The 13,536-nt window shown below is 69.2% G+C and carries 14 protein-coding genes; 7 read left to right on the forward strand and 7 right to left on the reverse strand.

Annotation, left to right across the window (positions count from 1 at the left end; genetic code table 11):
• Positions 1–104: 104 nt before the first annotated feature.
• Complete coding sequence (locus tag ACYVL2_RS07120) at positions 105–527, reverse strand: protease inhibitor I42 family protein (protein ID WP_460541662.1); 423 nt, start codon at positions 525–527, stop codon at positions 105–107.
• Positions 528–622: 95 nt separating this feature from the next.
• On the opposite strand from ACYVL2_RS07120, the gene ACYVL2_RS07125 reads away from it, so the two are divergent.
• On the forward strand, positions 623–1,867 hold the full coding sequence (locus ACYVL2_RS07125) for an endo-1,4-beta-xylanase (RefSeq protein WP_460541664.1): 1,245 nt from the start codon (positions 623–625) through the stop codon (positions 1,865–1,867).
• 15 nt (positions 1,868–1,882) lie between these two features.
• On the opposite strand, the gene ACYVL2_RS07130 is transcribed toward ACYVL2_RS07125, so the two are convergent.
• Genes ACYVL2_RS07130 through ACYVL2_RS07145 form a run of 4 tightly spaced genes read right to left on the reverse strand, consistent with a single transcriptional unit; the run spans position 1,883 to position 7,375 of the window.
• Positions 1,883–4,528 carry a tetratricopeptide repeat protein gene (locus ACYVL2_RS07130; protein WP_460541666.1) on the reverse strand — a complete coding sequence of 882 codons (2,646 nt, stop codon included), beginning with the start codon at positions 4,526–4,528 and terminating at the stop codon, positions 1,883–1,885.
• A gap of 12 nt (positions 4,529–4,540) precedes the next feature.
• Positions 4,541–4,903 (reverse strand): CU044_2847 family protein, encoded by a 363-nt coding sequence (locus ACYVL2_RS07135; RefSeq protein WP_460541668.1) that lies wholly within the window; start codon positions 4,901–4,903, stop codon positions 4,541–4,543.
• Positions 4,904–4,959: 56 nt separating this feature from the next.
• Positions 4,960–5,700 carry a GNAT family N-acetyltransferase gene (locus tag ACYVL2_RS07140; RefSeq protein WP_460541670.1) on the reverse strand — a complete coding sequence of 247 codons (741 nt, stop codon included), beginning with the start codon at positions 5,698–5,700 and terminating at the stop codon, positions 4,960–4,962.
• Entirely contained in the window at positions 5,693–7,375 is a 1,683-nt protein-coding gene (locus ACYVL2_RS07145) for a glycoside hydrolase family 2 protein (protein ID WP_460541672.1), read from the reverse strand. The genes ACYVL2_RS07140 and ACYVL2_RS07145 overlap by 8 nt, the downstream gene beginning before the upstream one ends.
• Positions 7,376–7,474: 99 nt before the next feature.
• On the opposite strand from ACYVL2_RS07145, the gene ACYVL2_RS07150 reads away from it, so the two are divergent.
• From ACYVL2_RS07150 to ACYVL2_RS07170, 5 genes are all read left to right on the forward strand, one after another.
• Entirely contained in the window at positions 7,475–7,891 is a 417-nt protein-coding gene (locus tag ACYVL2_RS07150) for a YchJ family protein (RefSeq protein ID WP_460541674.1), read from the forward strand.
• A 120-nt stretch (positions 7,892–8,011) separates the two neighbouring features.
• A complete protein-coding gene (locus ACYVL2_RS07155; RefSeq protein ID WP_460541676.1) occupies positions 8,012–8,833 on the forward strand; it encodes a helix-turn-helix domain-containing protein in 822 nt (273 codons plus the stop codon).
• Positions 8,830–9,018: a DUF397 domain-containing protein gene (locus ACYVL2_RS07160; protein WP_460541678.1), complete on the forward strand. Its 189-nt coding sequence runs from the start codon at positions 8,830–8,832 to the stop codon at positions 9,016–9,018. The genes ACYVL2_RS07155 and ACYVL2_RS07160 overlap by 4 nt, the downstream gene beginning before the upstream one ends.
• Before the next feature lie 442 nt (positions 9,019–9,460).
• Positions 9,461–9,769 carry a hypothetical protein gene (locus ACYVL2_RS07165; RefSeq protein WP_460541680.1) on the forward strand — a complete coding sequence of 103 codons (309 nt, stop codon included), beginning with the start codon at positions 9,461–9,463 and terminating at the stop codon, positions 9,767–9,769.
• On the forward strand, positions 9,769–10,101 hold the full coding sequence (locus ACYVL2_RS07170; RefSeq protein WP_460541682.1) for a hypothetical protein: 333 nt from the start codon (positions 9,769–9,771) through the stop codon (positions 10,099–10,101). The genes ACYVL2_RS07165 and ACYVL2_RS07170 overlap by 1 nt, the downstream gene beginning before the upstream one ends.
• Before the next feature lie 10 nt (positions 10,102–10,111).
• Here ACYVL2_RS07170 and ACYVL2_RS07175 read toward each other — a convergent pair whose 3' ends face one another.
• Positions 10,112–10,990: a GNAT family N-acetyltransferase gene (locus ACYVL2_RS07175; RefSeq protein WP_460541684.1), complete on the reverse strand. Its 879-nt coding sequence runs from the start codon at positions 10,988–10,990 to the stop codon at positions 10,112–10,114.
• A gap of 238 nt (positions 10,991–11,228) precedes the next feature.
• Here ACYVL2_RS07175 and ACYVL2_RS07180 point away from each other — a divergent pair, with 238 nt between their 5' ends.
• Entirely contained in the window at positions 11,229–13,031 is a 1,803-nt protein-coding gene (locus ACYVL2_RS07180) for a glycoside hydrolase family 15 protein (protein WP_460541686.1), read from the forward strand.
• Positions 13,032–13,036: 5 nt separating this feature from the next.
• On the opposite strand, the gene ACYVL2_RS07185 is transcribed toward ACYVL2_RS07180, so the two are convergent.
• Complete coding sequence (locus ACYVL2_RS07185) at positions 13,037–13,477, reverse strand: universal stress protein (RefSeq protein WP_460541688.1); 441 nt, start codon at positions 13,475–13,477, stop codon at positions 13,037–13,039.
• Between the last annotated feature and the right edge of the window lie 59 nt (positions 13,478–13,536).

Genomic DNA, 13,536 nt, shown 5'->3' on the forward strand with positions numbered 1-13,536 from the left:
TGAAGAACGTGGAGGTGGATGTGGAGGCTCTGGCGGCGAAGGGGATGGGCTTCGAGCGGCTCGACCAGCTCGCCCTCGAACACCTCTACGGCGTGCGCTGAGGCTCAGCCGGTGACTTCGACCGTCAGCTCGACCGGTTCGGGCGGGTCGGAGTCACCGGCGTCGCCGACGCAGTCCTCGGGGCCGGTGCGGAAGCAGTACTGGAACACCAGCGTCGTCTCGCCCTCCGCGACGGCGTCGAAGACCCAGTACAGGCGGCTCTCGCAGCCGGCCATGCCGTCCTCGCAGTCCGGATGGGTCTGCGAATAGCGGTCGAACTCGGCGAGCACCCCGGCATCCGGCTCACCGACCAGGGACCAATTGTCGCCGACCGAGAAGTTCACCCAACCGAAGTCCACCCACAGCCGCTCACCGGCGGACACCGTCGCCGTCCCGGCGTCGAACGACACCGTGTTCTCCTCGTCGGGCTCGCCCGAGCAAGCCGACAGCGCCAAGGCCAGCGCCAATACCACTCCAACCACACGCACCCCGCCACGGTAGCCGCACTCCGCCACTTGACCGGCGGTCCGCGGACTGCTGGAATACGAGACGTATCGAAACTTCCATGGAAAGCGAACCTCGAATGGCCGAAACTTCCATCGACTCCCAGATCAGGCGGCACCGGGCCGCGGACGCCGCGGTCACGCTCACCGTCGACGGGCAGCCCCTCGCCGGCCGCGAGGTCGAGTTCGAGCAGACGCGCCACAAGTTCCTCTTCGGCTGCATCGGCTTCGATCTCATCGACCACGCCAACGGCACCTCCGAGGACCCCGAGGCCGACGCCCGCAACGCCGAGCTGTGGGAGGGCCTGTTCAACTTCGCCACCCTGCCGTTCTACTGGGGCCGCTTCGAACCCGAACGCGGCAAGCCCGACACGACTCGGCTGCTCAACACGGCGCGCTGGTTCGCCGACCGCGGACACCCGGTCAAAGGCCACCCGCTGGCTTGGCACACCGTGACCGCCGACTGGCTGCTCGATCTCGACAACGAGGAGATCGCCCGCGTCCAGGTCGAGCGCATCAAACGCGAGGTGAGCGACTTCGCCGGCGTCATCGACATGTGGGACGTCATCAACGAGGTCGTCATCATGCCGATCTTCGACAAGTACGACAACGGCATCACCCGGCTGTGCCGCGACATCGGCCGGATCCCGATGGTCCGCATGGTCTTCGACGCCGCCCGCGAAGCCAACCCCGGGGCCACGCTGCTGCTCAACGACTTCGACATGTCCTCGGCGTACGAATGCCTCATCGAGGGCGTGCTCGAGGCCGGCATCCAGATCGACGTGCTCGGCCTCCAGAGCCACATGCACCAGGGCTACTGGGGCGAGGAGAAGACCCTCGGCATCCTGGAGCGGTTCTCCCGCTACGGCCTGCCGATCCACTTCACCGAGACCACGATCGTCTCCGGTGAGATCATGCCCCCCGAGATCGTCGACCTCAACGACCACCAGGTCGACTCCTGGCCGAGCACCCCCGAAGGCGAAGCGCGCCAGGCCGACGAGATCGAACGGCACTACAAGACCCTGCTGTCCCACCCGTCGGTCGAGGCGATGACCTACTGGGGCATGAACGACGCCGACATGTGGCTCGGCGCCCCTGGCGGCCTCGTCCGCGCCGACGGCACCCCGAAACCGTCCTACGACCGGCTCCACCACCTCGTCAACAACGAATGGGGGACCCCGCCGACCAAGGCCGTCACCGACGCCGACGGGCGCCTGCGCTTCAACGGCTTCCTCGGCGACTACCGGATCTCCTGCGACGGCGCCGAAGCGACGTTCTCGCTCGAGGAGGCCGGCGAGGCGAACCTGGCGATCGAACTGGCCTGAACCGGCTCCGCCCGCTCAACAGGCGCCGTCGAGGCGTGCGAGGTCCGCGGTGACCCGCTCGCTCCAGAGCGCCTCGTCGTGGCTCCTGTAGACCTCGGCGGCCCGCTCGAACAACGTCCGGGCCTCGTCGAGGTCACCGCGCGCGGAGGCGACATTGCCGAGGCCGTGCCAAGTGGTCGCCACCCCGACGGGATGACCGATCGCCTCGAAGGTCGCCTGCGCCGCGCGGTAATGCTCGCCCGCCCGGTCGGCCTCCCCGGCCGCGAGCACGACGTCGGCCACGCCGCGCTGGGCGTAGGCCACGCCGACCTGGTCGTCCTGGCCGCGCGAGGTCTCCAGCGCCGCGTTGAACCGCTCCTCGGCCAGCGCGAAGTCGCCCCCCAGCTCGGCGACGCGCGCGAGGCCCCGCTGGGTGTAGGCGGCGCGGCGCGGATCGGGGATCGACAGGTAGGCGTCCATGGCGGTCGAATAGTGGGCTTCGGCGTCGTCGGCCCGACCCTGCAGTTGCGCGATCTCGCCGAGCCCGCGTTCGGCGTTGCCGATGCCGCCGAGGTCGTCGGCGGTCCGGGACGCCTCGAGGGCGCTGCGGTAGCGGTCCTCGGCGGTGTCGAGTTCGCCCGTCAGCCGTGCGACTTCCCCGAGACCCCAGCGCATGTGGGCGACGCGCTGGATGTCGCCGGTCCGCTCGGCGAGGGCCAGCGCGTGTTGGAAGGCGACGTCGGCCGAGTCGTAGCGGTTGAAGACCAGCGCCCGGTAGCCGGTGTACCGGGCCAGTCGGGCGTGGGCGTCGCTCGTGCCGCTCAGCGCGAGGTCGCGGATGCTGTCGGCCTCGATGCCGAACCAGTCCTTCTGGTTGGTGAAGGTGCTGCCGGTCAGCTGCTCCTGGAAGTGGTCGATGAGGGTTCGCCGCGACCGGTCGAGTTCGTCGCCGGATTCCAGTTCGGCCAGGTGCGCGCCGTAGGCCCGGATGAGGTCGTGGGCCTTGTATGCGCGGAGCCTGCGGTCGCGCCGCCCGCCGTCGGCGAGGTCGCGTTCGGCCAGGCCGGTCTTGACCAGGCGGCGCATCCGCCGCTCGGCTTCTGTCAGTTCGCAGCCCATGATGGCCGCCAGGCTTCCGGCGGTGGCGCTGTAGCCGGGGTGGGCGCCGAGGGCGCGGAACGCGTAGCGCGCTTCGGGATCGAGGCGCAGATAGGAACCTTCGAGGCGGTCGAAGAGGTCCTTCTGGTGGTCGGGGTGGGAGGCGCGCCGGGCGGTGGCCGGATCGGGGAGGTCGTCGATGATCTCCTCGAGGGCGATCTCTTCGCCCGCGACCTCCTCGGCGTGGGTGCTGATGAGGACCGGGACGTACAGGTCGCGGCGGACCAGTTCGGCGACGAGACCTCCGGGGTGGTGGTCGCCGGCGATGGCGGTGAACATGGCGATGGCGTCGGCCTCCTCGAGCACGTCGAGGCGCAGCGGCCTGACGTTCGGCTCGACTCGGACGATGTCGCGGCTGGTGACGATCGTGGCGCAGCCGTCGCCGCGCACGATGAGGCCGTCGAGCTGTTCGAGGCCGTCGACGTTGTCCCACACCATGAGGAGGCGGCGTCCGGCGGCGACCGACTGCCACAGGTCGGCGCGCTCGCGGTGGCCGAGCCGGGCGAGTTCGTCGGTGGTGGCGGCGCCGACGGCTTTGAGGACCGAGCCGAGGGCGTCGGCGGCGGTGTCGGAGCGGCTGCCGCGGTAGGAGTGGAAGTCGTGGAAGACCCGGCCGCCGGGGAAGCGGTTGCGGAACCGGTTGCCGAAGGCGACGGCCAGGGCGGTCTTGCCGACGCCGCCGAAGCCGCCGATGGACTGGACGACGGCGAGGCCGCTGGACTCGTCGAGGTTCGCCTGGAGTTTCTCCAGTTCGGCTTCGCGGCCGACGAAGTGGGCGCCGCTGGAGTCGGGCGCCCAGTAGTCGCGCCATTCGAAGCCGAGTCGGCGTGTGAAGGCGCCGTCCCAGTCGATCGAGGCGTGACCGGCCGCGGTGAGCCGGTGGGCCGCTTCGGTGAACGCTTGGGGCGGTGACGGGTCGGCGAGGGCGCTCAAGGGGGTGGCGACGGCGCCGCTCGCGCCGCGGCTGTTGTTGACCACGCCGACGATCGCGCCGCGTTCGGCGTCGAGGAGCATCCCGCCGGACATGCCGCGCAGCGCGTGCCCGCCGGTGAGCCACCAGAAGCCGTGGTCGTCGACGCTCTCCCAGGTGAAGTCGACGCCGCGCACGCGAGGCGCGGAGGCGGGGTTGGTCGGGTCGGGCCTGACGGCGACGACGGCGCGCCGCCGGCTCGGCTCGGACGGCGGCGGTGAGGCGAGGTCGAGACGCGGGCTCGGATGGTCGGTGAAGGGTCCGTACTGGTCGACCAGTTCGATGATCGCCAGGTCGGGCCAGGCCCACAGCCCGTCGGAGCCGGGGGAGTCGGGTGTGCGGGCGCGGATGACGCCGCGCAGGTCGTCGAAGTCTCCGGTCCGCGCGAGGCGGACGGTCGCGCCGTCGGGGAGTCCGGCGACGACGTGCGCGCAGGTGAGTGCGAATCCGGGTGCGGCGAGGAATCCCGAGCCCCGGAACGACGCGGCCTCCTCGGTCTGGACCTTGACGACGAAGCGGAACAGGCGCTCGTCGTCGATGGCGATCGGTGACATCGGGTCCTCCGATCACACGCCGTCGGGCGAGGCGGTCCACTTGAGCGTGACCTTGAGCGAGGCGGCTCCGCCGCCGCCGACGAGCAGCCCGGTGAGCTTGCCGGCCTTGACGTCGACGGCGACGCCGAATTCGACGGTGGCTTCCTGCGGCTGGGCCTTCTCCCAGGCCGAGACGAGCTCACCGCTGACGGCGCTGATCATGTCCCTGATGCGGTCGAGCGATTCGGGTTCCTCGGAGGTGAAGTCGAGGGCGCCGATGGGCGTGAGCGAGCCTTCGTCGGGCGTCTCCGCCACGGTCTCCACCAGGAACTCGGCTTCGCCGACTTTTACCGGGACCACTTGGCGCATGAGCATCTCCGAAGCGTCGAAAGGCAATCGAAGTTCCAAGGTACCAACCGCCCGCACCCTGTCGTGTCCTCGAAGGACCGCGCTCACGCGGTGCGGTAGTGGTAGGCGCAGGCTTCGGTGAAACCGGCACGCTCGTAGAGCCGCAGCGCGGGCGGGTTGTCCCGCTCGACTTGGAGGTACATGCCGTCGGCGCCGCGAGCGGCGGCCCATGCGGCCATGGCGACCATGACCGAGCGGGCCGCGCCTCTGCCTCTGGCGTGCGGCAGGGTCGCCAGTCCGAAGACCCCGGCCCAGCCGTCGTCGACGACCACGCGGCCGACCGCGGCGATCTCGTCGCCGAGCCGAACCGACGCGTATCCGCTCGCTCCTTGGACGCGCTCCAGCAGGTCCAGTTCGGCTCGCGGATCGCCGTGGCCGAGCACGGCGTACCAGGCGTCGAACCAGTCCCGGCCCGGACGGTCGTCGACACGTGCGGGTCCGCCCGCCATGCTCCGGCGCACCGTCGCGGTCGGGGCCGTCTGGAGCGACATCGGGCTCTCCGAGCGGTAACCGCGACGATCCAGCATCGTATCGAGCCGCTCGGGACAGGCCCCGGGGCTGATCTGGAACCGCGTGGTCAAACCGTGGGACTCGTAGAACGCTTCGGCGGCGTCGACGCGCCGCTCCAGGTCGCCCGAGTCGTCGTGCGGCAGCACCGTGCCGACCCACCAGGAGCAGTGCGGGGCGTACCGCAGCCACCAGCCGTCGGCGTGCTCGACGCGCTCGGCCGGCAGTCCGCGCGCCGCCCGCTCCTGCAGGCCGCGGACGAGGTCCCGGTCATGCATGGCCGAACAGCCGCTTGACGTCCCGGTAGGCCTGTTTGGGGCGCCGGTACTCGTCGACGATGCCCTTGTTGTTGAAGCCGCGCGGCCGCTTGAGCAGCATCTCCTTGTCGGCGGTGCTCCGGAAGTCGCCGAACACCCAGATGCCGAGGCCCGAGATGCGGTCCTGTCCGTCGAGGAGGTGCCCGATGACCGTCTCCAGCAGTTCGGCCTGGTACTCCTCGGACCACATGCCGTGGTGCTGGTCGCGCCAGCCGGGGACGGCTCCGGCGCCGATCTCGGAGATGATGAGCGGCTTGCCGGCGTGGCCTTCACGGTCGACGTGCGAGGCGATCCGGTCGAGCTCGGCCGGGATCGCGGCGATGCCGCCCTCGTACCAGCCCGGGTAGCAGTTCACGGCCACGACGTCGACCAGGTCGAGGCAGCGGTCGTCGTAGATGTGGTTGGAGGCGTAGGTGACCGGCCGTGAGGCGTCGATCTCCCGAAGCTCGCCGAGGAGTCGCTCGTAGGCGCCTCGGGCCGCGGGCTCGTGGCTCGGACTCTCGTTCAGTACGCCCCACATGATGATCGAGGGATGGTTGACGGCGGCGGCGACCATCTCGTCGATGTGCGCCAGCTGCGCCAGGACGAAGGTCCGGTCGGTCAGCCGCTCCACCGGGTACTGCCAGCCGATCGACTCGCTCCACACGCAGATGCCGAACTCGTCGCACAGGTCCAGGAACAGCGGGTCCATCGGGTAGTGGCTGCCGCGCACGAAGTTGCAGCCCAAGTCCCGCAGCCGCTGCACGTCGGCCACCACCAGTTCGGGCGGCTGAGCGTGACCGAACTGCGGGTGCGCCTCGTGGCGGTTGACGCCCAGGAGCGTCAACGGTTCGCCGTTGACGGTGACCCGGGCCCCTTCGACGCCGACCTGGCGCAGTCCGATCCGCTCGCACAGGTCGTCCTCGCCCAGGCGCACCGACAACCGGTGCAGCACCGGATTCGACGGCGACCACGACTCCGCGCCGGGAAGCTCGAAGGTCCGCTCGATGCGCCCCAGCTTCGCGAGCTCGACGGTCTCGGCGACGACAGTGGAGCCGCCGCACTCCACTTCGAGCCGAGCCTCCCGGGTCGGGTCGACAGCGCGGTAGTCGACCGACAGGGACACCCGGCGGGCGTCGACGTCCACAGTGACGACCTGGAGCCCTTCGATCCACTGGTCGCCGAGGCGGTGCAGCTCGGCGCCGCGCGCGATGCCCCCGTAGTGGTACCAGTCGAAGTACTCCAGGTGCAGCGGTGAACGCTCGTCATCGAACCGGTTGTCCACCAGGACGACCACCTCGGCGACCCCGGCATCCGCAGACTCGATGTCGGCGTAGAACTGCGTGAAGCCCCCGGAGTGCTCCCGGATCGGCTCGCCGTCCCAGAACACCCGACACCAGTGGTGCACCCCGTCGAAGACCAGCCGGTGCCGCCCGGCCTGCGCGACGCGCACCCGCGTCCGATACGCGACCAGCCCTCGCCGACCGGCGTATGCGGGCGTGGCGTCGAAGCACCCCGGCACCGTCATGACATCGTCGAACCGGACCGAGCCCGGATCGACGCCGTCCGGATCGACGTCCCCGAGGAACGCGAAGTCCCACGCCCCGCTCAAGTCCGTGACCGGACGCCGCTCATGCTGCGTGAACCTGCGTGTCAAGGCCGTCTCCTTCGCCGTAGTCGGATCACCCCGATCCTAGGCCAACGCTTGCCAAATCCTGCCCTCCAGGGCCGGCACCCTTCAAGGCACAATCGCCGCATGCCTCGACGCTCACGCCGACCGCAGTCCCGCCCGGCCGCCGACCGGCCCTGCCCCTGCGGCAGCGGCCTCGCCTACCGCCAATGCTGCGGTCCCCTCCACGCCGGCACCGCCACCGCCGACACCCCCGAAGCCCTGATGCGCTCGCGCTACAGTGCCTTCGCCGTGGGCGACGCGGCCTACCTGCTCAAGACCTGGCACCCCGACACCCGGCCGCCGGAACTCGACCTCGCCGACGACCGGCGATGGACCGGCCTCGAAATCCTCGAAACCACCGGCGGCTCCCAATTCCACACCGAAGGCACCGTCGCCTTCCGCGCCCACTACCGCGACACCGAGGGCCCCGGCACGCAGACCGAGCACAGCAGATTCCTCCGCCACAACCGCGCCTGGCTCTACCTCGGGCCGATCGAGTAGCCGCGACTGTCGAGTTGGCGACAGAAACCGTGTTACGTGGGCTGATTACGAACGTTCTTGTGTCGGAAACGCCGCGGGTGCGGTTGTGTCCGGTGTAGTGATGCTGTCACTATTCGTGCCATGAGCGCGAAAGCTTTCCTCACCATCATCCAAATCGCACGGCTCCTGGTTCAGTACCGGAAGCGTGCCAAGCTGACCCACAAAGCGGTCGCGGACAAGATCCAGATGAGCGTCTCGAAGATCCGTGACCTCGAACATGCTCGGTCTCCGCAGGTCAAGTGGGCCGACATGCTGGCCTTCGCGCGCGTCTACAAGTTGAGTCCCGAGGAGACGGAGAACCTCGTCCGGCTGGCCGAGTCCTCTGAGACCCCGGACCTCTTCCACTCCTTCAAGATTCCGTCGGTCTTCTTCACCTTTCTCCAGATGGAGCTGACAGCCTCCAAGATCATGATCTGCGAGTCCGAACTCATCACCGGACTGTTCCAGACCGAGGCGTACATGGATGCCATCACCGATGACGATGCGCCCGATCGGAAGGGACCGGCCGGAGCGGCTGGCTTCCGACTCGACCGACAGACTAGCTTCATGGAGCGGGACTGGCTGCCCGAGGTCGTCTACCTGACTTCGGAAGCGGCGCTTCGCCACGAGATCGGGGGCTCGGAGGTCATGGCGGAACAGCTGCAGCACCTCAAGGAGCTCGACCGGGATTTCTCGCTGTTCAGGTTCCTGGTGGTGCCTTACGCTGCGGGGGCGTACCGTTCGCTAGGGAGTTCGTACCGAATCTTCGAGTTCGAGGGTGGTGAGTTCCCGAAGACGGTTTACCTAGAATCGTTCGAAGGGGCTCGTTATTGCGAGGTACCGGAGACGGTCGCCTCCTTCCAGAACGCCTTCGACGAGTCCGTCAAGAAGGCCATACCGATGAAGGAATTCGAACTGTTATGAGCAGCACAACGAAGTGGCGCAAGTCGAGCCGTTCCGGCAACGGCCAGGCTGGCAGCGACTGCGTTGAGGCCCGCGCCGCCGGAGCAGGGTTCCAGGTCCGCGACTCCAAGCTATCCGAGGACTCCCCGGTCTTCGGACTCGCGCAAGGCGACTTCGTCGCCCTGCTGGAGAACGCGAAGCGCTGAACCCTCGGCCCCCACACCTCCCGGTGCCGACAACCCGAGCGGTTGCGCGCGGGCCAGGCAACCAGCAGCAGGCAACCGACGGCACGAGCCGAAAGCGCCGATCAACTCAACCGCATCAACCTATCCCGAACCGGGGCCTGCGAAGGCAGGCCCCGGTCGTCGTCTCCGGCCCTCCGCATCCGCGAGTCGGCCTCGATTCGACTGTCGACCATCGACGCTTCTCTGCATCACCGCTGAGTCCGTCCTCTCTGCACACAGCGTTCCCTGATGTCGAATTAAACCCCAGTTCAAAGTCTTGGAGTTGCCGCTCGGCTCTCCTATGGTCAATATGTCGGCGCGCGGTGGGGCTCGCCGACCCGGCGGAGGGAAGCGGCTCGGCGCTGCCGTTGGTGGGGCTTCCTTCCGCCGGTTCTGATCAAACCGGGGAACGGAGTCACAATCCATGCCGCAAACGAGACCACAGGCCGCATCCGCGATCATCCGGCTCGGACAGATCGACATCGACGACCACTGCGCCGTCGTCACCTGGCCCGGATTCGGAGACGGAGTCGCCATCGACTTCCCGGACCTGCGGTCGCGCTACGGCATAGTCGCCGGACTCGACCGCGACCCCCGGCTCCACGTCGAACCGTGCCACGCCTCCCTGGTCGACCTCGAAGGACGGATGATCATCCTCGAGCAAGTCGCCGCGCTCTGGATCAGGCGCTCACTGGCCTCGGCCCCGGTCGCCGCCCGCCCGGAGGTCCGCTGATGTCGCACCGCACGACTCCGTCTCCGGTCAAGACCGAAGGCCGGTACCGGTGGGGGAGGACCAGCGTCGCCGGCCGCACCGTCCGCGCCTGGGCGGACCTGCGCCACGCCAGGGTCGTCATCCAACTGGACATTCCCGAGCCGCGCGATGTAGGCGTCGTGGTCACCATCGGCGAGGACTTCGCCAGACCGGTGCTACTCGTCAACCCGCAACAGCAGTCCTGGGCCGGCACCCCCGGGGCCCGCCCCCGACTCCTCGAATTCGCGGTAGAGCACTACCGGGACGTGGAGGCGTCAGTCAGCACGAGCGGCGCCGGGCCCTCGCCGCACTAGCTCCGAGCCTTCAACCGGAGTACGAGCCGATCCGTCGCAGGTCCCGCACCTCGGCTTGCGGCTGGTATCCGGCAGAGCGATAGGTGGCGACGGCTGCGGCGTTGGCGCCTTCGGCGCACACGGTCGCGCTCGAGGAACCCATCTCACGCAAGGCCGCGGCGGCTGCGACCGCGATCGCCTTGCCGTAACCGTGTCCTTGATGATCGCGGTGCACGCCGAGGGGTTCGAGCAGGCCGGGTCTCCCGGGACCCGCCGACCAGACGGTCGTGGCCGCGACCGCCTCTCCCCGGTCGTTGTAGCCGACAAGGCATCGGGCATCGGCGTACGGGCTCCCGGCGGCCATGGCCTGCCATCGCTCCGCGCTGAACTTCGACCCTGCGAACGCCCCGCGGTGAACCGCGACTCGGTCCTCGACCCGGTCGGGGCCGACCACCTCGATTCGGAGGCCGCCGTCCGCCACGGGTTCGCTCAGGCCACGCACCATTGGGATCCATGGTGCATCCGGTTCCCAGCCGTTCTCTTGCAGCAACTCACGGAACCTGCCCTCCCAGAGCGCTTCGACATAGGCCTTGTCCGCCGCCAGTACGCCGCGTTCGGGTCGCGTCACGTCGTCGGCCATCTGCCGGGCGAGTGCTTCGTCGTCTCGCGCTTCCGGCGCGATGGCCAGCCTCACCAGTTCGGGGCCGTCGACCAGACCGACCCCGAGGATCCGGCCCTCACCGCTCCACGTTCGCAACGCGGCGGCGGTCGCCTCCGGGCCGAACTGCCAGTAGTACCCGACGTCCCCCGAGTGCAGCTGCATCGGGGCTCCTTCGCGCCGCCACTCCGCCAGCGCGCGCACGACCTCGTCCAGGTCCCCGGCGTCCGGCGTGCTCAACAAGATAGACATCCCGTGATCAAATACGGTCTCACCCAGCGCGTCCAACGATTTTCCGCCACGTGTCGGCTCGCTCGTCCTAGACCGCCGGTTGGCCATGACGCCGTCTCTCCGCCTCGTGGTCAGCGCTGACCCGGCTCTGCCATGCCCTCTCGGGGGCGTTTGCCGCGGGCTTGGTAAGGGCATTCACCCATTCCGTGCTTCGCGCGAGTCAAGCGTGGAGTTTCGACTGATATGGGAGGGTGTGTTCATGGCTTTGCCCCTCGAGGACTACGGCATGATCGGCGACCTCCACACCGCGGCGCTGGTAGGCCGCGACGGGTCGATCGACTGGCTGTGCCTGCCGCGGTTCGACTCGCCGGCGTGTTTCGCGGCGCTCCTCGGCGACGAGAGGAACGGGTTCTGGCGGCTCGCCCCGGCCGCCGGCGGCACCTGCCGGGAGCGGCGCTACCGGGACGACACGCTCATCCTCGAATCCGAGTGGACCACCCCCGAGGGCCGCGTCCGCGTCACCGACGCGATGACGCCGCGCAGCGGATCGGCCGACGTCGTACGCGTCGTCGAGGGCCTCGAAGGCCGGGTGCCGATGCGGACGTCGATGCGGCTGCGATTCGGATACGGACGCTACGAGCCCTGGATCCGCTGCGACGACGGCCAGTTCGGTGCCGTCGCCGGTCCCGACGCGGCCTGGCTGTCGACCGAAGTGAGGCTCGAAGTCGAGGACGCGACCGCGTACGCGGACTTCGCCGTCTCGGCGGGGGAGCAGGTCTCGTTCGTGCTCACCCACGTGGCCTCGCATCTGCCGCGGCCCGAACCGCTCGGCGCCGCGAAGGGCCTCGACGACACCGAGGAGTACTGGCACAGTTGGATCTCGCGCTTCGACTATGAGGGCCAGTGGAAAGGGCCGGTCCGTCGTTCGCTGCTGACGCTGAAGGCGCTCACCTACGCCCCGACCGGCGGCATCGTCGCGGCCCCCACGACCTCGCTGCCCGAGCAGCTCGGCGGCGTCCGCAACTGGGACTACCGGTTCTGCTGGCTGCGCGACGCGACCTTCACGCTCCAGGCGCTCCTGGGCACCGGCTACATCGAAGAGGCCCGCGAGTGGCGCGAGTGGCTGCTGCGCGCCGTCGCCGGCGACCCGGCCGAACTCCAGATCCTTTACGGACTCGACGGGACCCGCCGGATCCCGGAGTACACCGTCGAATGGCTCTCCGGCTACGAGGGCTCCTCGCCGGTGCGGGTCGGCAACCTCGCCTCGCACCAGTTCCAGCTCGACGTCTGGGGCGAGGTCCTCGACGGCCTCCACCTGGCCCGGGAGGCCGGGCTCGGGATCGACGAGTCCGCCTGGGACCTGCAGCGGGCGCTGCTGGAGTACCTCGAAGGACACTGGACTTCGCCTGACCAGAGCCTCTGGGAGGTCCGGGCCGAGCGGCGCCACTTCGTCCACTCCAAGGTCATGGCCTGGGCCGGATTCAACTGCGCCGTCAGGGCCGTCGAGAAGTTCGGGCTCGAAGGCCCGGTCGAGCGGTGGAAGGCCATCCGCGAGGAGATCCACCGCGAGATCTGCGACCGGGGGTTCGATCCCGATCGCGGCACCTTCACCCAGTTCTACGGCTCACAGGGCCTGGACGCCTCCCTGCTGCTCATCCCGCAGGTCGGCTTCCTGCCGTGGAGTGACGAGCGCGTGGTCGGCACCGTCGAGGCCATCCAGCGCGAACTGTGCCGCGACGGCTTCGCCCTGCGATACGACCCGGTCGCCGACGGCGGCGTCGACGGCCTGCCCGGCCACGAGGGCTCATTCCTGGCCTGCACGTTCTGGCTCGTCGACGCCCTCCACGGCATCGGCCGCGGAGACCAGGCCGTCGAGCTGTTCGAGAAACTGCTGGGCGTGCGCAACGACCTCGGACTTCTCGCCGAGGAGTACGACCACCACGCCCAGCGCCTGCTGGGCAACTTCCCGCAGGCCTACAGCCACGTCGGCCTGGTCAACTCCGCCCGCCATCTGAGCGGTTCCCATCCGGCCACCAAGAATCCCGAGGCCGAGCGGCACTGAGTTCACTACTCGGCGCGGACGACGACCACCGGGCACTTGGCGTGCTGAATGCAGTACTGGCTGACCGAGCCGAGCAGCGCGCCCACGAAGCCGCCGTGGCCGCGGCTGCCGACCACCAGGAGGTCGGCGAGCTCGGCCTGTTTGAGGAGTGCGTCGGCCGCGTGCCCTTCGACGACCTTCTGCTCCAGGCGCGGGTTCGGTTGCCCCCCAGTGGCCTTCTCGACGGCTTCGGCGAGCGCCTCCTGGGCCGCCTCGGCGAAGCCCTCCCCGGGGAACATGATCGCGGCCATGCCGTAGTCGGTGGGGATCTCCCAGGTTCGCACCGCTTCGACCGTGGAGTCGGTCGCCTCGGCTTGGGTGAGCGCCCATTTGAGCGCTTGGATCGACGACGGCGAGCCGTCGACGCCGACGACGATCCGGCGTTGGCCTTGTCCTTGGAGCGCCATGTCAGTTCCTCCTCTGTCGGTGCTGCTGATACCAGCCTGCTCCCTATGCTGGCCTCGCG

It is taken from the genome of Glycomyces halotolerans, from assembly GCF_054779575.1.